Source organism: Bacillus sp. JNUCC-21 (assembly GCF_041222765.1).
GTDB classification, from domain to species: Bacteria; Bacillota; Bacilli; order Bacillales; family Bacillaceae; genus Bacillus; species Bacillus velezensis.
Window position 1 is genome coordinate 2929209 of sequence record NZ_CP166019.1, and the last position, 17820, is coordinate 2947028.

Below are 17820 nucleotides of genomic sequence, written 5' to 3' on the forward strand. Positions count from 1 at the left end.
CACGATCTTATGAAATTAGTTCACATTCTAGCAGATTTTTCAGAAAAGCACAATACTATTTTTTTAATTTTTCAAACAGCAGCTGGGCCGCCGCGGCCGGCACACCCGCTTTTTTGAGATCGTCAAGGCTTGCTTCCTTCATCTTTTTGACAGATCCGAAATGTTTTAAGAGCATTTTTTTGCGTTTTTCGCCGATTCCGGGGATATCGTCCAGAACGGATTGAAAGACGCTTTTTCCCCGGATCTGTCTGTGAAAGCTGATCGCAAAACGGTGAACTTCGTCCTGAATGCGCTGAAGCAGGTAAAACTCTTGGCTGTTCCGCTCCAGAAACACCGGTTCAAGCGGGTCGCCGATCAAAAGGTTGGATGTTCGGTGTTTATCATCTTTCGCCAATCCCGCTACCGGGACATCAAGGCCGAGCTCATTCTCAAGCACGTCGCGCGCCGCGTTAATCTGCCCTTTTCCGCCGTCAATGATGATTAAATCCGGCAGCGGAAGATTTTCGCGGAGCACCCTCGTGTACCTTCTTCTGACGACTTCCCTCATTGAGCCGTAATCATCCGGCCCTGTTACGGTTTTAATTTTATATTTGCGGTATTCCTTTTTATTCGGTTTTCCGTCAATAAAGACAATCATGGCCGATACGGGGTTTGTGCCTTGAATATTGGAGTTGTCAAACGCTTCAATCCGATGCGGCGTATAAATATTCAGCGCTTCGCCGAGCCGTTCGGCTGCACCGATTGACCGTTCCTCATCCCGCTCGATTAACGAGAATTTTTCCCGCAGAGCGATTTTCGCATTTTTGTGCGCAAGCAAAAGCAGCTCTTTTTTCGGGCCTTTTTTCGGCTGATGCACGGCGGTTTCCAACAGCTCGGTGATCATGTCCCTGTCAACGCTGTCAGGCACCAGAATTTCCTTAGGCAGAAAGTGATTGTTTTTAGAGTAGAACTGGCCGATGAAGGTCAGAAATTCTTCATCCGCTTCCTGATACATCGGAAACATGCTGACGTCGCGTTCGATCAGTTTTCCTTGGCGTATGAAAAAGACTTGGACGCACATCCAGCCTTTATCGTAGGCATATGCAAACACATCGCGGTCCAGAAGGTCATTCATGGTCATTTTTTGCTTCTCCATCGTCGATTCGATGTGAGCAAGCTGATCGCGGAATTCTTTAGCCCGTTCAAATTCAAGCTTTTCCGCCGCTTCTGCCATTTTCGCTTCGAGCTCTTTTTTGATTTCGTTATGCCCTCCCTTTAAAAAACGGGTAATGTCTTCAACAATCTCGCGGTTTGTCTCCTCAGATATATCCTTTACACATGGAGCAAGGCATTGTCCGAGATGATAATAGAGACAGACGCGGTCCGGAAGCTTTGAGCATTTCCTGAGCGGGTAAAGGCGGTCCAGCAGTTTTTTCGTTTCCCGCGCCGCCTGCACATTCGGATACGGGCCGAAATAGCGTCCTTTGTCTTTTTTGACATTCCGGGTGACAATCAGCCGCGGATGGCGTTCATGGGTGATTTTAATAAAGGGATAGGTTTTATCATCTTTCAGCATGACATTGTATTTCGGATCGTATTTTTTAATCAGATTCATTTCCAAAATAAGCGCTTCAAGATTGGAGGAAGTCACGATATATTCAAAGTCCTCAATCTCCGTCACAAGCCGTTGGGTTTTTGCGTCGTGAGAACCGGTGAAATAAGACCGCACCCTGTTTTTCAAGACTTTCGCTTTCCCCACGTAGATGACTGTTTTTTGGCGGTCTTTCATTAAATAACAGCCCGGCTGATCGGGAAGGAGGGCCAGTTTTTCTTTCAGTTGTTTATTCATACGTTACCCTTCCTTACATTCATTTCTCGTGTCCATTCAGTGTATCACGAACATTTGTTTTTCTCCATTCTCAGCTTTTGGAAGATCAAAAAAGGCGATTCCCTTCAAAGGAATCGCCCTGCCGTAACGGAAGCTTTCGGCTTACAGATGTTTGTTTACAAGCTCTTCAAGAGCTTCTTTCGGTTTGAAACCGACAGATGTTTCAACGACTTCTCCGTCTTTTAGCACGAGAAGTGTCGGGATGCTCATGACGCCGTATTTACCGGCAGTTTCTTGGTTTTCATCCACGTCGATTTTGACGATTTTCAGTTTGTCTCCCATTTCTTGATCAAGCTCTTCAAGAACGGGCGCGATCATTTTACAAGGTCCGCACCAAGGAGCCCAGAAATCAGCCAATACGACACCTTCACTTGTTTCAGCTGAGAACGATTGATCAGTTGCTTTTACGATAGCCATTTGTTATTCCTCCAATTGTCAAATGATGATTTTTAGTATAGCATCTCCCATTCGTTCATGCTAATTTAATGCTTATATTATTTTCTCCCGATCCCGCCGAAAATAATCTTATTTATACAGTGTATTATAACCGGGCGGCAGGCGTTCAAAACTTAAGATGGATTCGCAGGCAGCGTGATTAGTACAACCGCCATCGGAGGAAGCTCCGCCTCAAGTTTTCCGCCCTTTTGAGAAAACCCGGAAAACGGCTTAGGTTTGACGTTTTCCGGACTGCTGAATGTATTATGGGCATTCATTTTTTCCGCGTGCAGAATCGTTCCCGAAGGCTTCCCTGCCTTTTTCATGCCCCGCAGTTCAATCTTCACATCAGCTTTGTGCAGATGATCGATATTGCAAAGGCTGATATGTATGTCTCCGTTTTGCTGTTTGGACGCTGAAATGCTGACTTGCGGGAGCCGGCCGTCATTCCATTCGTACCCGGCTGCTTTTGTTTCTGTCGCCAAAAGAGAAGCGTCCTGATGCACCTTAAACATATCAAACACATGATACGTCGGCGTCAGCAGCATGTCTTTCCCTTCTGTCAGGATCATTGCCTGAAGCACGTTGACGGTTTGCGCGATATTGGCCATCTGTACGCGGTCTGCGTGCTGATGAAAAATGTGAAAATGCGTGGCTGCGACAAGGGCGTCGCGGATCGTATTCTGCTGATACAGAAAGCCCGGATTCGTGCCCGGCTCAGGATCAAGCCACGTGCCCCATTCATCAATGATCAGCCCGACTCTTTTTTCGGGATCGTACTGATCCATGATGGCGCTGTGCCTTGTGATCAATTCATCCATATGCGCCGCTTTTTTCATCGTGATGAACCATTCATCTTCCGTAAACTCCGTCGCTGATCCTTTCCCCTTCCAGAAGTCGCCCGGTATTGTGTAATAATGCAGGCTCAGCCCGTCCATGAGATCAGCGGCTTTTTTCATTAAAGTTTCAGTCCAGCGGTAATCGTCGACATTCGCGCCGCCGGCAATTTTATAGATTTCATTACCGCTGTAATTGCGGACATAGGTTTGAAAGTTTCTGTAAAGGTCGGCATAATACTCAGGATGCATGTTTCCGCCGCAGCCCCAGTTCTCATTCCCTATTCCGAAATATGTCAGCTTCCACGGTTTTTCCCGCCCGTTTTCTTTTCTCCAGTCGGACATCGGCGTGCCCGCTTCAAACGTCATGTATTCAATCCAATCAGCCATTTCTTTAATCGTTCCGCTGCCGACGTTTCCGGCGATGTACGGTTCGCAGCCGAGCAGTTCACAAAGCATCATAAACTCGTGCGTGCCGAATTCATTGGAATCAATCGTCCCGCCCCAATGGGTATTCAGCATGGTTTTGCGTTTCCCTACGCCGTTTGCCCAATGGTATTCATCTGCAAAACAGCCGCCCGGCCATCTGAGGACGGGAATCTGAAGCTGTTTGAGGGCGGCGGCGACATCCGTCCTGACCCCGCCGGTATTCGGAATATCGGAATCTTTTCCGACCCAGATGCCCTCATATATGCCTCTTCCCAGGTGTTCCGCGAAATGTCCGTATATGTTTTTATTAATGGTTCCCCGTGTGATATCAGTTTGAATAACTGCCGTATTGTGAGACAAACTTGATCATTCCTTTCCCTTAATAAGAATGAAAGCACTAAAGCCGATCTATGTATCTGGGATGTATGCTGAATGGATAAGTTTGTAAGCGCTTTACAAAAGCTTATTATATTGGTTCGTACATGTCAATCTCTTATTTTATCAACCTTTAATTTGTACGAACCAATTAACACAAATTAAAACCCTCTGACAAATAAGCCAGAGGGTTTATGATTATGAATGAATATTGGCATTTTTAAATTCTTGGGTCAGAAGCGGAACCACTTCGAACAAATCGCCGACAATTCCGTAGTCCGCTATTTTAAATATTTCCGCTTCCGGGTCTTTGTTAATGGCAACAATGACCTTACTGTTTGACATGCCCGCCAAGTGCTGAATCGCTCCGGAAATGCCGCAGGCGATATACAAATCCGGCGTGACGACTTTTCCCGTCTGGCCGATTTGAAGGGAATAATCGCAATAGTCCGCGTCACACGCGCCGCGTGAAGCGCCCACCGCTGCTCCGAGCACCTCGGCAAGTTCTTTTAACGGTTCAAATCCATCTTTGCTTTTTACACCGCGGCCGCCTGCTACGATAATTTTCGCTTCTGATAAATCCACGCCGTCCGCCGTTTTTTTGACTACTTCTTCAATGACCGTCCGCAAATCTGCCGGCGGCGGCGCAAGCTCTTCAATATCACCCGTCCGGTTCGCGTCTTTTTCTAATGCCTGAATATTATTCGGACGAATTGTCGCCATAATGAACGGATCGGTTGAAATTACCTGTTCAAAGGCTTTGCCGGAATAGATCGGTCTTGTAAAAACGATGTTGTCTCCGGTAACGCTTACATCCGTGCTGTCTGAAATCAGCCCCGTTTCAAACCGGGCCGCAAGCTTAGGTGACAAATCTTTTCCCATAGAAGTGTGGCCGAAAATGACCGCATCAGGCTTTTCATTTTCGATCAAATCCCCGAGAACCGCGGCATATCCGTCCGCCGTATACTGAGAAAGCCCCGGCGAATCGGCCGTAAATACTTTGTCGGCGCCGTACTGAATGAGTTCTGGTGCTGCATCAGCTGCGCCTTTTCCCATCAGCACGCCGATGACATTTCCTCCGCCGGAAATGGTTTTGCCTGCGGCTATGGCTTCAAAGGTGACGTTCCGTAAGGCGCCGTCACGAATTTCTCCGAGTACGATCACTTTTTTTCCCATTCTGACATCCCCCAGTTTCTTTAATATCGGTTTATACGACTTTGGCTTCTTTTCTCAGCAGTGACACAAGCTCTTTCGCCTGCTCAGCGGCTTCTCCTTCGATCAGTCTGCCCGCTTCTTTTTGCGGCGGCAGAAAACGTTCGATCGTTTTGAGCTTCGGTGCGGCATCATCTTCATCAATGTCGAGGTCATCGAGCTCAAGTTCTTCCAGCGGTTTTTTCTTCGCCTTCATAATGCCCGGAAGCGACGGATAGCGCGGCTCGTTTAAGCCTTGCTGTGCCGTGATGACTAAAGGAAGTGAGGTTTTAATGATTTCGGTATCCCCTTCATTGTCTTTCTCTGCCACAGCTTCATCGCCGCTGATTGTCAGTTTTGTGATCGTTGTGACGCAAGGAATGTTCAGCAGTTCGGCAAGCCTTGGAGCCACTTGGCCTGAACCGCCGTCAATCGCGACATTTCCGCCGAGAATCAGATCATATTCCCGGTCCTTGAAATAATGATATAAGATAGTTGAAATGGAGTATTGGTCAGGATCGCTCAGATCATCTTCAATATTGATTAACACCGCCTGGTCACAGCCCATCGCAAGGGCGGTTCTCAGTTCTTTCTCCGCATCTTCTCCGCCGACGGTTACGGCGGTAACGCTTCCGCCGTGCTCTTCCTTCAGCTGAATGGCTTCTTCAATGGCGTATTCATCATACGGATTAATGATAAATTCGGCCCCGTCCTCCTGAATCTTTCCTGCTTCAATGACGATTTTCTCTTCTGTGTCAAACGTCCGTTTCATCAGTACAAATAGATTCATATTTTTATCCCCTTTATCTTCGCCCACCGAATTGAGGCTTTCTTTTTTCGAGAAATGCCTGAATGCCTTCTTTTGCGTCATCTGATGCAAATGCTTCCCCAAAGCGCTTTGCTTCAAGCTTTAAGCCGCCGTCATAAGAATAGATCTTGTTTGAATAAAGGAGCTCAAGCAGATAAGCCATCGACTGCGGGCTTTTTTCCGCAAACTTGCCCGCGAGCGTTTTCGCCTTTTTCAGCAGCTCTTCCTCATGTTCGGCGCCTATCGTGACAAGGCCGAGGCTGAGCGCTTCTTCTCCGGTCACAGGTTCTGAAGTGCCGATCATTTCAAGCGCTTTCGCCGTACCGACGTACCGGGGAAGCCGCTGCGTCCCGGCAAAGCCCGGAATAATGCCGAGATTCAGCTCGGGCAGGCCGAGCTTTGCATCCAATGTGGCGATTCTGATATGGCAGGCCATGGATAGCTCAAGACCGCCGCCGAGCGCAGCGCCGTGAATCGCTGCGATAACGGGCTTCGGAAACCCTTCAATTCTTTCCATCAGCTGCTGGCCTTTATCCGCCATGGCAGAAGATTGCTCAAGATTTTCAAGCGACGTAAATTCCTTTATATCGGCGCCCGCCGAGAAAAATTTCCCCTCACCGCGAATGATGATGCTTCTGACGCTGTCATCTGTTTCACACCTGTCGAACAGACCGGACAACTCATCTAAAACCGCACCGGACAGCGCGTTGGCCGGCTGATGATTAATGGTGATCACCGCAACAGATTGTTCTACCGCCATCGAAAGGCTGTTCATCCGTCAACCCCCTTTAGTTTTGATGAATTCCTGACACCAACAGCTCCAATACCTTGTCTGACAAATCCGGAAGATCATATTTCTGATCGTTCATCACCCATGTTGTCACTGTTTCATCTATCGTCCCGAATATCATCTGCCGGGCGAGGCGGACGTCGAGATTGTCTTTCCATTCCCCCGACTTGATTCCTTCGGTCAAAATGGTGTCCAGCATGTTTAAATAACCTTTTAAAATATCATTGATTTTCAGGCGCAGCTTGATATTTGACTGTCTGAGCTCAAGCTGGGTCACAATCGCGAGGTGGCGGTCATTGCCGAGCAGTGTGAAATGCTGCTTAATAACGAGGGCGAGTTTTTCTTTTGCCGTCGTTTTTTCTTTCACTTCTTCTTCCATGCGTTCAATGAACTGGCCCATCTTTTCTTTAAAAAGAGAAATGAGTATATCCTCTTTGTTTTTGAAATATAAATAGATGGTGCCGTCCGCAACGCCGGCCTGCTTGGCGATTTTGGACACCTGTGATTGGTGATAGCCGTTTTCCGCTATGACTTCTACTGCTGCATCAATAATCTGCATATACTTTGGCCGTTTTTGGTTCAATGTCATCGTTCCTTCCTTCGATAAATGAATGACTATTCATTCATAACTTCATGATAAAAAGGAATCCGGATTTTGTCAAGTTTTTCTTTTAAGGCACCTTGTTTTCACGGGAAGCATCTTCCTCTTCGACTAAACGCCTTCTTAATATTTTTCCGACGGCCGTTTTCGGAAGCTCTTTTCTGAATTCGTAAAGCTTCGGGACTTTGTACGGCGCAAGCCGCTCTCTTGCAAACGCATCAAGCTCATCGGCATCTGCCTCGGCGCCTTTTTTCAAAACGATAAATGCTTTCACCGTTTCCCCTCTGTAGGAATCAGGGACGCCCGCTACGACGATTTCCTGAACGGCTTCATGCTCATAAAGCGCCTCCTCCACCTCCCGGGGGTAAATGTTGTATCCGCCGGCAATGATGATGTCTTTTTTCCTGTCGGCGATGTAGAAAAATCCTTCCTCATCCATATATCCCATATCTCCGGTAAACAGCCAGCCGTCTCTGATGACACGCGCCGTCTCCTCCTGCTTATTCCAGTATCCTTTCATGATCTGAGGGCCTTTTACGATCAGCTCGCCGTGCTCATACGGCCCCGCAAGCCCGCCTTTTTCTTCTGAATAGATTCCGGCATCGGTATTGGGCCAGGGACAGCCGATGCTGCCGGGTTTATTTTTTCCCCAAATGAAGTTTGAATGGGTAACCGGTGATGCTTCGGATAATCCGTAGCCTTCCACAAGCTTTCCTCCGGTCACTTTTTCAAATTTCTGTTTGACCTCAACCGGCAGCGGCGCTGAACCGCTCGGACAGTTTTCAATGGAGGACAGATCATATTTATTCAGCTCCGGGTGATGCAACAGCCCGATGTAAATCGTCGGCGCCCCGGGAAAAACTGTCGGCTTCAGCCTGTCGATTGTTTTCAGGGTATCCAAAGGATTGAATTTGGGAAGAAGGATCATTTCACATCCCTGCATAATGGAAAAATTGAGCACGGCGGTCAATCCGTACACATGAAAAAAAGGCACGATGCCGAGCACCTTTTCGGCTCCCTTTTTCATTTTGTACATCCAGGCGGCGCACATTTCTGTATTGGCCTGAATGTTCCGGTGTGTGAGCATGACGCCTTTCGGATAGCCGGTTGTTCCGCCCGTGTATTGAAGCACGGCGATGTCATGCGCAGGGTCAATATCAAATGGCTCCGCTTCCTCCGCTCTTTCGTTTTTTAAAATATCCGCTAATTTGTGAATTTGTTCGCAGCCGTCATAATCAATATGAACCTGCTGTTTTTGCGTGAGCGTATACAGCATATTTTTCGGAAACGGCAAAAAGTCTTTTATACTTGTTGTAATAATGCCTTCGACGAGTGATAACGTTTTCATTTTTATCACCTTCGGAAACAGCATATCAAGGGTGATGATCACGCGCGGCGCACTGTCTTTCAGCTGATACTCAAGCTCGTGTTCCGTGTAGAGAGGATTGGTCTGAACGACAATGCCGCCGGCAAACAATACGCCATAAAAAGCGATGACCGACTGCGGACAATTGGGCAGCATAATGGCGGCTCTGTCACCTTTTTTCAGGCCTGTTTTGCGTAAAAAAGCGGCTAGCTTTAACGAATCTGTGAGAACGTCCTGGAATGTGAGTTTTTTTCCGAGAAAATAAATGGCGGTATGGTTCGGGAATTGAGCTGCGGAGTTTGTCAGATTGGATGGCAGGGTTTGATCAGTAAATTCAAGCTCATGCGGAATCTCTTCGGGATATTGAGAAAGCCATGGCTTTTCAGACTGCATAATACCTCTCCCTTCTGTTTTCCTATACGCTATTATTATAGCAGAAGGGTGATTGGAATTGGAAAGCGTTTCATGTGAAATTTCGAGTTTCAGGAGGTGTTGAGCTTGCTGGAAACGCTGCATTTTGAAGAGGGAGTTCCTATCCTGGGCCAGCTGCCGAAGCCGTTTACGTCGGCCGCCTTTTTGCTCCATCCCTTTGTCCGGATGCCTGATGGGTGGGAAGAGCAAAAGCGCAAACGGCCTTATGAACATATTTATCCGAGTGATGAGGAGATCATCGCGATGGGCAGACCCGTTTCCTGGCAAACCGTCATGACCGTTTGCGGATTGCGCTCTGAAAAAGAGACGGCGCTTGCGCTTATGACTGCTGTCACGGCACTGCGGGAGGAATATGCACATCCTGAATCCGCCAGGCTGTTTAATCGGCTTCATCCCGATCTGTACTTGCCGAGCGATGATGTCACTTCACCATTTTTAATTCCGGGACTTTTGGATGTGTTCCGTTCAAAAGGCATAAAGCACTGCACTTATTATGAGCCGGTCGAAGAGAAAGGCATATTTTCACTCAATCAAACGGCGGCTTCGGATGTATGCGGACTGCTGCGGGCTGACATGATCATTGCCGACGAAAAACGGCGCGCCGCTTTTATGAGCATATATGATTCTTTTACGACACTCTTTCTCATGGAAGATCAAGACATGCCGTCTGTCATCCGCGCCATGAGTTGGGAAGCCGTCATTTGCTCTGATACGGCCTGCATAAACTGGTATTCTCAATAAAAAAGGCCGCCGATTTAAGTTCGGCAGCCTTTTTTCAGTATTAAGATGTCATGACCAGATAAATAAGTCCGATGAACAGAAAAATTCCCGCTGCCGACAGCAGCACTTTCGCAAGCTTCTCCATTTTTCCCCGTCCCCTTAAATCCCGGCGGCCACCACAAATGACAGGCCGACTGAGATGACAAATGAAATAAAGCCGACAGCTCTGTTATCTTTTTCAATTTCTTTATCAATTTTAAACCGGGGCGTCAGAAATTCAAAGATAAAATAGCTGATTAAAAGCATAATAAATCCGTATACGCCCCAGCCGATCATTTGCAAAAGCGAATTATGCTGGGCGATGCTGTGCTGAAAGACATTTGCGATACCGAGAATTTTCCCTCCGGTCGCCATTGCCACCGCAAGATTGCCTTTTTGGATTTCCACCCAGTTTTTATAGGATGTCACCAATTCAAACACGGTCAGAAAAATGACGAGACACAAGACGGCTACACTGTAATAAGCCGCGATTTCAACAAGCTCATTTTCCCAAAAAGCATTCATGACGTTTACTCCCTTTTTATTTTAGTTCGACAATCGTTACGCCTGATCCTCCTTCTCCCGCTTCCCCGAACCGCGAGCTTTTCACGCTGCGGTGGTTTTTCAGAAGATCCTGCACCCCTTTTCGGAGGGCGCCCGTGCCTTTTCCGTGAATAATGGACACTCTCGGATAGCCGGCAAGCACCGCGTCATCTAAATATTTTTCGACGCGGCTGAGGGCGTTTTCGTAACGCTCTCCCCTGAGGTCAAGTTCAAGGGATACGTGATAATCCTTCCCTTTTACGGCGGTGATTGCTTTTTCTTTTTTCGGTTCAGGAGCCGATTTGAGAAACTCAAGATCTTTTTCCTTCACCTTCATTTTGAGGATGCCGATTTGGACGTTCCATTCTTTCTCGCCGGTTTTCTCAAGCAGCGCCCCTTTTTGTCCGAATGTGAGCACCTTTACTTCGTCGCCCGGCTTCAGCTCGCGTTTTTTCTCTGTTTTTCTTTCCGGCTGCTTTGATTTTTCAAAAGCCGGCATCGCGTCTCCGAGACGTTTTTTGGCGTCAATCAGCTCGTGTTCCTTAAAGGATCTGTGTTCTTGCTTGATGGACCTGAGCTCGCGGATAATCTGTTCTGCTTCATTTGCGGCGGCTTCCAGTTTTTCCGCAGCTTTCTGCTCGGCTTCTTCCATCATTTTATCTTTTTGGGCGTTCAGCTCAATAATTTGCTGCTGAAGATCTTTGTGCAGTTTTTCTGCTTCTTTTCTGATTGATTCGGTTTCAGAAAGCTCTTCATCCGCTCTTTTTTTGCTTTTTTCAAGCGATGCGATCATCAGATCGACTTCGTTATGTTCGGCGGTCATTTCTGACTTCGCCTGGCCGATGATATGCTCCGGAAGCCCAAGGCGTCTTGAGATTTCAAATGCGTTGCTTCGGCCCGGCACTCCGATCAGAAGCTTATAGGTAGGCGAAAGCGTTTCAATGTCAAATTCAACGCTGGCATTCATGACGCCTTGTCTGTTATATCCGTATGCTTTCAGTTCCGGATAATGGGTTGTCGCAAGCACTCTGGCGTTTGTCCGGTGAACTTCGTCAAGGATGCTCATGGCAAGCGCCGCTCCTTCCTGCGGATCTGTTCCGGCACCGAGTTCATCAAACAGCACAAGACTGTTTTCAGACACGTCTTTTAAAATATTGACGATATTGACCATGTGGGATGAGAACGTACTCAGACTTTGTTCGATCGACTGTTCATCGCCGATATCGGCAAACACATTGTCAAATACTGCTGCTTCCGATCCCTCATCAGCCGGTATGTGCAATCCTGCCTGCGCCATTATCGTCAGCAGCCCGAGTGTTTTTAACGTAACGGTTTTACCGCCCGTATTCGGTCCCGTGATAACGATCGTTGAATAATCTCCGCCCAGTTCAATATCGTTGGCCACGACTTGATCTTGGGGCAGCAGCGGATGGCGCGCTTTTTTCAGCCGGATAAAGCCGTCTCCGTTCATGAGTGGTTTTGTCGCCTTCATTGCTTTTGCGTATCGCGCTTTGGCGAAAATGAAATCCAGTGTCTGCAGCACTTCCACATTTTGAGCGATTTCTTGTGTGTGTTCAGCCGTATGCTCCGTCAGCATCCGGAGAATCCGTTCGATTTCCTGTTTTTCTTTTACTTTCGCCTGCTGAAGCGAGTTGTTCATATCTACGATCGCCTGCGGTTCAATAAACAGTGTCGCACCGGATGAAGATGTATCGTGGACAATTCCGCCGTAGCTTGATCTGTATTCCTGTTTGACCGGGATGACAAAGCGGTCATTCCGAATCGTAACGATGGTGTCAGACAGCATTTTAGAAGCGGAAGATGAACGCAGCATCGATTCAAGCCGGTCTCTGACTCTTGATTCAAGTGTCCTGAGCTGTGTGCGGATTCCCCTTAAAGCGGGGGATGCATGATCAAGCACTTCGCCGTGATCATCAATGCAGGAGTTAATCTCCCTTTCCAAATCGCCCAATGTAATCAGTTCTTCTGCATGGGCCTGTATCAGCGGAATGTCGACGCCGTCTTCTGTCATTTGGCTGATAAAGTGCTTCATTTGTTTAACGGCATACAGCAGCCCGGACAATTCGGTAAATTCCGCCGGCGTCAGCACACTGCCGATTTCCGCCCGCCGTAAAGCGGATCTTATGTCGGTCAGGCCGCCGAACGGAGCATGGCCTCTCAAGCGCATGACCGCGGATGCTTCTTCGACTTCATCCAGCTGTTTTTGGATGTCTGAGAGATCCGTCAAAGGTTTCAGCTGCAGAAGCTTCTCCCGGCCGAGCGATGAGGCGGCATGTGCGGTAATCTGTTCTTTTACTTTATGAAATTCAAGTGATGATAACACTTTTTGCTGCACGGTTTTGTGATCCTCCTTACTTAATCATTGCGCGTCAGAAATGCTTTGACCTCGTGTAGCGGCCGGGCGTTTAACACATGTTTTGTTTCCGTCCAGCCTTTGCGCGCAGCGGTCACGCCCGTTTTCATATCATCGAGCATCTCGATATTATGGGCATCGGTATTAATGACCAGAGTCACACCTTTTTCATTTGCTTTGATCAGGTGCTCAGTCCGTAAATCGAGGCGCGCGGGGTTTGCATTCAGTTCAAGCGCCGTATTTGTTTTGGCGGCGAGTTCAATCAGCATGTCGATGTCGACTTCATAGCCGGCCCGTCTGCCGATCAGGCGTCCCGTTGGGTGGGCGATAATGTCCACGTGCTTATTCGTCAGCGCCTGTTCAAGCCGTTTCATAATGACATGTTCCGGCTGGCTGAAGCTTGAATGAATAGATGCGATGACAAGATCCATTTCAGACAGAACACTGTCATCATAATCGAGCGAACCGTCGGGGAGAATATCCATTTCTACGCCTTTAAAAATATGAAAATTTTCAAATTCAGCATTTAACGCGTCAATTTCTTCCGCCTGTTTTTTGAGCCGTTCGGCCGTTAACCCGTTGGCTACCTTTAAATATTGGGAATGGTCGGTGATCGCCATGTACTGATAGCCTTTTGCCATACACGCTTCTGCCATTTCTCTGATGGAAAAAGCGCCGTCACTCCAGGCTGAGTGCATGTGGAGATCGCCTTTTATCGCTTTATGCTCCACAAGATCCGTTTCTTCCCGGTACGTGTCGACCTCCTGCCCGCTTTCTCTGAGCTCAGGAGGAATAAACGGCAGACCGAAGTGGGCGTAAAACGCTTCTTCGCTCGGGAATGTTTTGACGTCTCCTGTTTCTATGGTTTCTACTCCGTATTCACTGATCCGTTCACCGCGCTCTTTCGCCAGCTGGCGCATTTTAATGTTGTGATCTTTAGAACCGGTAAAATGATGCAGTGTGGTGGCAAACTGTTCCTCTGTCACAAGCCGGAAATCCACACTCGTCTCATATTCAAAGGTCAGGATGACTGATACTTTTGTGTCCCCGCTCGCTATCACGTCTTTTACGTTCGGGAGGGAAAGAAGCTGTTCTCTGACAGCCTCCGGATGATCTGTAGCGATAATGTAATCCAGATCTTTTACGGTTTCCCGCGCTCTTCTGAGACTGCCGGCCCGGGAATATTTCTGAATATCCGTCAGCCGGGCTAAATGTTCTTCAATTACTGAAGCAATGCCGAGCGCATAGCCGATCGGAAACCGTTCCGGCTGTTTTCCGGCTTCTCCGAGAGCCTGAAGGATTTTCTCCTCCGTTTTTTTGCCGAAACCGGCGAGCCCCTGTACTTTTTGCTGCTCGCACGCTTCTTTCAGCGATTCCGCGTCATGAACGCCCAGTTCCTGATACAGCTTGGCGATTTTTTTGCCGCCGAGGCCCGGAAGCTTCAAAAGAGGAACCAAGCCTTCCGGAACTTCTTTCTGCAATTGGAGAAGCGTGCCGGACACACCTTCCTGCATATATTCACGAATGACGCCGTAGGTGCCTTTTCCGATTCCGGATAAAGACATCATGTCGTCGATTTCCGACAGGCTGCGGTCATCCTGCTCAAGCGCCGCTGCCGCTTTTCGGAAGGCTGATATTTTAAACGGGTTGTCCCCTTTCAGTTCCATATAGACCGCAATCGTTTCAAGCAGCCTGATGATATCTTTTTTATGCATACTGTTAACCCCCAGTCGTTTCCTGCTTTTCATCATACAAATTTTTCTCCTCCGGCACAACTGACGCAGAGCTTGAAAAAAACTTCTCCGGTCAAGAGAAGTTTTTTATGCCCCGTACTGGGCCCACAGTTCTTGCAGGAGCCCTGACAGATACGGCGTATGATGTGTGATGATATTTGCAAGCGTCGATTGTGCGAGCATACCCTGAAGCGCGCTTACCGGCAGTACGGATGCGACGTATAACAGGATAAACGCAAATAAATAGACTTCCAGAAACCCAAGCACCCCGCCCAGCAGTTTGTTGATCTGTTTAATAACCGGAATGCTGGCGATGATATTAAGCGCCGCTCCGATAATCCGAAGCAGAATCTTTGCGATGATAAACAAAATGACAAACGCGATCGCGTTGTAATAAGCCGTCTCTACGTTTCCTTTAATAAAAGACAGAGCCGCCTGCCCGCCGGAAAAATCAGGCGCGGGTATAAAGCTCAGATGCGGGGCCAGATTTTTGTAAAAAAGCGCCGCAAACGCAATCGAGAGGATGAAACTCGTTAAATATATAAATTGGAGGATAAATCCTCTTTTTAATCCAAGCAATGTGCCCATTAAGAGCAAAACTAAGATGATGATATCTATCATATGGTGTTCATTCCTTTTCTTTAAGCTGCCGCTCCAGTATTTCATATTTTTCTTGCAGTTTCATATAATCATGCACGACATTGACCGCAGTCAATACAGCGAGCTTATTTATATCAAGATATGGATTTTTCTCGTTGATTTCTCTCATTTTATCATCAACCACTCCGGCCACATGGCGCATATGCGCTTTGCTTTCTTCCCCGATAATGGTGAAGTGCTGGCCGTAAATGTTTACTGTCGTTTTGGTTTTTTTGCCGTCAGACAACGTTTCTCCTCCATTCCGCGAGAATCCTAGTTCCTATCATACCACGATTATCGTTTGAATGGAAAGACGAGCCTCGGGCTGTTATGATACACTGGTATATACAGTGAAAAGTGCCAAAAAAGGAGATTATATCGTGTCCCATTCTGTTATAAAAGTATCCGCTTCCGCTATGGAACAAATGAAACAATCCTATGCCGGCTCCCTTACTCCCGCCGTTCCGCAGGGCGCCGTCTTCCAGGCCAAGCCTCCGGGCTGTACCATTACAGCCTACCGCTCGGGCAAGGTTCTCTTTCAAGGAAAAAACGCCGGCACAGAAGCGGCCCGCTGGGGAACGGCTGAGGCGCCGAAAGCAAAGAAAACCGTCAAAAAAGCGGCCGACCCGCTCTACGCTCCCCCGGCGGGCATTGCCTCCATGTCAGTAATCGGCTCTGATGAAGTCGGAACAGGCGATTACTTCGGGCCGATAACGGTTGCCTGCGCCTACGCCGACAAAACAAAGCTTTCTTTAATGAAAGAACTCGGTGTGAAGGATTCGAAGGATTTAAAAGATCCGCAGATTATTGAAATCGCCAAACTGTTAATTAAAACCATTCCTTACAGCCTGCTTGTGTTAAAAAACGAAAAATACAATCAGATGCAGGAAAAAGGCATGAGCCAAGGAAAAATGAAGGCGCTCCTTCATAATCAGGCGATTTCCAATCTGCTGAGAAAAATGAACGGCGTTAAACCGGAAGCGATTCTGATTGACCAATTCGCAGAGCCCGGCATTTATTTTAAGCATCTTTCCGGACGGGATATCGTAAAAGAAAAAACGTTTTTCAGCACGAAAGCGGAAAGCATACATCTTTCCGTCGCCGCAGCCTCTATCATTGCGCGATATTCTTTCTTAATTGAAATGGATAAGCTTTCCCGAGAGGCTGGGATGACGATTCCGAAAGGCGCGGGGCCGCACGTCGATGAAGCTGCCGCCAAGCTGATCATCAATAAGGGAGAAGGTGCGCTCAGAACGTTCACCAAACTTCATTTTGCCAATACGCAAAAAGCGAAACGCCTTGTTGAACGGAAGCGGTCATAATAAAAAAGCTTGCAGAGTGGGGACTGACCCCATAAGATGAGACAAATAAAAACACCTTCAAGTTTGAATACGGATGATTGTTATCCGAAATTAGACTTGGAGGTGTTTTTTCTATGGGGACAAGAGTGAGTTATCCGGTTGAAGCGAAACAGAAGGCTGTAGAAATGAGATTGGCAGGCGTACCTATGAAAGAGATCATGCAGGAGTTGAATATTAAGAATAAGACACAGGTTCAGACATGGGTTAGATGGTATAAGGCTGGTGATACACATCGATTCGAACAGCCTGTTGGAAAGCAATACACTTACGGAAAAGGTCCGGAGTATTCTTCCGATTTAGAGAAACTGCAGGCAGAGATTCGTTACCTGAGACAACAGAATGAAGTTTTAAAAAAGTACAACGAATTGGAAAGGAAGTTGATAGCGAAACGTCAGTCGAACTTGTAGAAATATTGCACAGCACAATGACCGTACAGGATATCTGTATTCATTTAGGTATCTCTCGAGCGTCTTATTATCGTTGGAAGAAGAATCTGATGAAGGATCATCCCAAGCGCCATTTGGAAAAACAAATCGGCACGTTGTGCCGAGAGCACAAGTATCGATATGGATATCGAAAAATCACAGCCATACTAAAAAAGAGAATGTGTATTAACCATAAAACGGTTCAACGTATTATGCAGAAAAATCAATGGCAGTGTCGGGTTAAGGTGAAAAAGCGCAAGAAGGATGGGCAGCCATATGCCGTGGTCGATAATATATTGGATCGGAACTTTCAGTCTGATCGTCTTCTTGAAAAACTAGTAACGGACATCACATATCTGCCTTATGGACAGAAACAATTGTACCTTTCCAGTATATTAGATTTATACAATGGAGAAGTGATTGCTTTTACTATTGAGGATAAGCAGGACACAGCCTTTGTCTTAGACACACTTGATCAGCTACCAATGCTGCCTGAGAACTGCGTGTTACATAGTGACCAAGGTTCTGTGTATACATCTTACGAGTATCAAAAAGCTGTTAAAACAAAAGGCATTACCATGAGCATGTCCCGCAAAGGGACGCCCGCTGATAATGCCTCCATCGAATCGTTTCATTCCTCGCTAAAGTCTGAAACGTTCTATCTTAACAGCATTGATCGAACTACGACTGCCATCGTAGAACGCACTGTCATAGAATACATTCATTATTATAACAATATTCGTATTCAAACCAAACTAAACAACCAATCACCGATAAACTATCGGCAATTGGCTGTTTAAAAGGTGTTTTGACCCCTGTCTCAAAAACGGGGGGCAGTCCCAGTGATCTGCAAGCT

General features: G+C 47.3%; 16 protein-coding genes. 3 read left to right on the forward strand and 13 right to left on the reverse strand.

Translation table 11 applies throughout. The features are described from left to right. Positions 1-55 precede the first annotated feature (55 nt). From uvrC to JNUCC21_RS14815, 8 genes are all read right to left on the reverse strand, one after another. Positions 56-1828 (reverse strand): excinuclease ABC subunit UvrC, encoded by a 1773-nt coding sequence (gene uvrC / locus JNUCC21_RS14780; protein ID WP_369878277.1) that lies wholly within the window; start codon positions 1826-1828, stop codon positions 56-58. Between the two features lie 141 nt (positions 1829-1969). After that, positions 1970-2284 carry a thioredoxin gene (gene trxA, locus JNUCC21_RS14785; protein ID WP_003152560.1) on the reverse strand — a complete coding sequence of 105 codons (315 nt, stop codon included), beginning with the start codon at positions 2282-2284 and terminating at the stop codon, positions 1970-1972. Positions 2285-2436: 152 nt separating this feature from the next. Continuing rightward, positions 2437-3927, reverse strand: coding sequence for an alpha-N-arabinofuranosidase (locus JNUCC21_RS14790; protein WP_020954259.1), 1491 nt, complete (start codon positions 3925-3927; stop codon positions 2437-2439). A 213-nt stretch (positions 3928-4140) separates the two neighbouring features. Further along, a complete protein-coding gene (locus JNUCC21_RS14795) occupies positions 4141-5118 on the reverse strand; it encodes an electron transfer flavoprotein subunit alpha/FixB family protein (protein WP_020956166.1) in 978 nt (325 codons plus the stop codon). A 31-nt stretch (positions 5119-5149) separates the two neighbouring features. After that, positions 5150-5923, reverse strand: a complete 774-nt coding sequence (locus JNUCC21_RS14800) for an electron transfer flavoprotein subunit beta/FixA family protein (protein WP_032866571.1) — start codon at positions 5921-5923, stop codon at positions 5150-5152. Positions 5924-5936: 13 nt separating this feature from the next. Then, the gene (locus JNUCC21_RS14805; RefSeq protein ID WP_369878279.1) at positions 5937-6716 is read right to left on the reverse strand and encodes an enoyl-CoA hydratase; all 780 of its coding nucleotides are present in this window, start codon (positions 6714-6716) and stop codon (positions 5937-5939) included. A 13-nt stretch (positions 6717-6729) separates the two neighbouring features. After that, positions 6730-7314 carry a TetR/AcrR family transcriptional regulator gene (locus JNUCC21_RS14810; RefSeq protein ID WP_007408119.1) on the reverse strand — a complete coding sequence of 195 codons (585 nt, stop codon included), beginning with the start codon at positions 7312-7314 and terminating at the stop codon, positions 6730-6732. Between the two features lie 88 nt (positions 7315-7402). Next, positions 7403-9091, reverse strand: a complete 1689-nt coding sequence (locus JNUCC21_RS14815; protein ID WP_369878280.1) for an AMP-binding protein — start codon at positions 9089-9091, stop codon at positions 7403-7405. Positions 9092-9196: 105 nt separating this feature from the next. Here JNUCC21_RS14815 and JNUCC21_RS14820 point away from each other — a divergent pair, with 105 nt between their 5' ends. Next, complete coding sequence (locus tag JNUCC21_RS14820; protein ID WP_072589436.1) at positions 9197-9871, forward strand: DUF2711 family protein; 675 nt, start codon at positions 9197-9199, stop codon at positions 9869-9871. 138 nt (positions 9872-10009) lie between these two features. On the opposite strand, the gene JNUCC21_RS14825 is transcribed toward JNUCC21_RS14820, so the two are convergent. The 5 genes from JNUCC21_RS14825 to zapA all read right to left on the reverse strand — a co-directional run bounded on the left by JNUCC21_RS14825 (position 10010) and on the right by zapA (position 15425). Next, positions 10010-10414 (reverse strand): DUF350 domain-containing protein, encoded by a 405-nt coding sequence (locus tag JNUCC21_RS14825; protein WP_003152541.1) that lies wholly within the window; start codon positions 10412-10414, stop codon positions 10010-10012. Positions 10415-10430: 16 nt separating this feature from the next. Next, the gene (locus JNUCC21_RS14830; RefSeq protein ID WP_072589437.1) at positions 10431-12788 is read right to left on the reverse strand and encodes an endonuclease MutS2; all 2358 of its coding nucleotides are present in this window, start codon (positions 12786-12788) and stop codon (positions 10431-10433) included. Positions 12789-12808: 20 nt separating this feature from the next. After that, entirely contained in the window at positions 12809-14521 is a 1713-nt protein-coding gene (polX, locus tag JNUCC21_RS14835; RefSeq protein WP_072589829.1) for a DNA polymerase/3'-5' exonuclease PolX, read from the reverse strand. Positions 14522-14626: 105 nt separating this feature from the next. Continuing rightward, the gene (locus JNUCC21_RS14840) at positions 14627-15160 is read right to left on the reverse strand and encodes a CvpA family protein (RefSeq protein ID WP_025285079.1); all 534 of its coding nucleotides are present in this window, start codon (positions 15158-15160) and stop codon (positions 14627-14629) included. Positions 15161-15167: 7 nt separating this feature from the next. Continuing rightward, entirely contained in the window at positions 15168-15425 is a 258-nt protein-coding gene (zapA, locus tag JNUCC21_RS14845; protein WP_007408114.1) for a cell division protein ZapA, read from the reverse strand. 133 nt (positions 15426-15558) lie between these two features. Here zapA and rnhC point away from each other — a divergent pair, with 133 nt between their 5' ends. Together rnhC and JNUCC21_RS14855 are read left to right on the forward strand one after the other, a co-directional pair. Next, a complete protein-coding gene (rnhC, locus tag JNUCC21_RS14850; RefSeq protein WP_012118136.1) occupies positions 15559-16500 on the forward strand; it encodes a ribonuclease HIII in 942 nt (313 codons plus the stop codon). A 113-nt stretch (positions 16501-16613) separates the two neighbouring features. Then, a protein-coding gene (locus JNUCC21_RS14855) for an IS3 family transposase (RefSeq protein WP_369878281.1) occupies positions 16614-17764 on the forward strand; the annotation gives its coding sequence in 2 pieces (ribosomal slippage) (positions 16614-16887 and positions 16887-17764; 1152 coding nt in all). Positions 17765-17820: the final 56 nt, after the last annotated feature.

Coding starts and splice junctions, on each gene's coding strand:
- uvrC (WP_369878277.1), bottom strand. CDS start 1,828: ATGAATAAACAACTGAAAGAAAAACTGGCCCTCCTTCCCGATCAGCCG.
- trxA (WP_003152560.1), bottom strand. CDS start 2,284: ATGGCTATCGTAAAAGCAACTGATCAATCGTTCTCAGCTGAAACAAGT.
- JNUCC21_RS14795 (WP_020956166.1), bottom strand. CDS start 5,118: ATGGGAAAAAAAGTGATCGTACTCGGAGAAATTCGTGACGGCGCCTTA.
- JNUCC21_RS14800 (WP_032866571.1), bottom strand. CDS start 5,923: ATGAATCTATTTGTACTGATGAAACGGACGTTTGACACAGAAGAGAAA.
- JNUCC21_RS14805 (WP_369878279.1), bottom strand. CDS start 6,716: ATGAACAGCCTTTCGATGGCGGTAGAACAATCTGTTGCGGTGATCACC.
- JNUCC21_RS14815 (WP_369878280.1), bottom strand. CDS start 9,091: ATGCAGTCTGAAAAGCCATGGCTTTCTCAATATCCCGAAGAGATTCCG.
- JNUCC21_RS14825 (WP_003152541.1), bottom strand. CDS start 10,414: ATGAATGCTTTTTGGGAAAATGAGCTTGTTGAAATCGCGGCTTATTAC.
- polX (WP_072589829.1), bottom strand. CDS start 14,521: ATGCATAAAAAAGATATCATCAGGCTGCTTGAAACGATTGCGGTCTAT.
- JNUCC21_RS14840 (WP_025285079.1), bottom strand. CDS start 15,160: ATGATAGATATCATCATCTTAGTTTTGCTCTTAATGGGCACATTGCTT.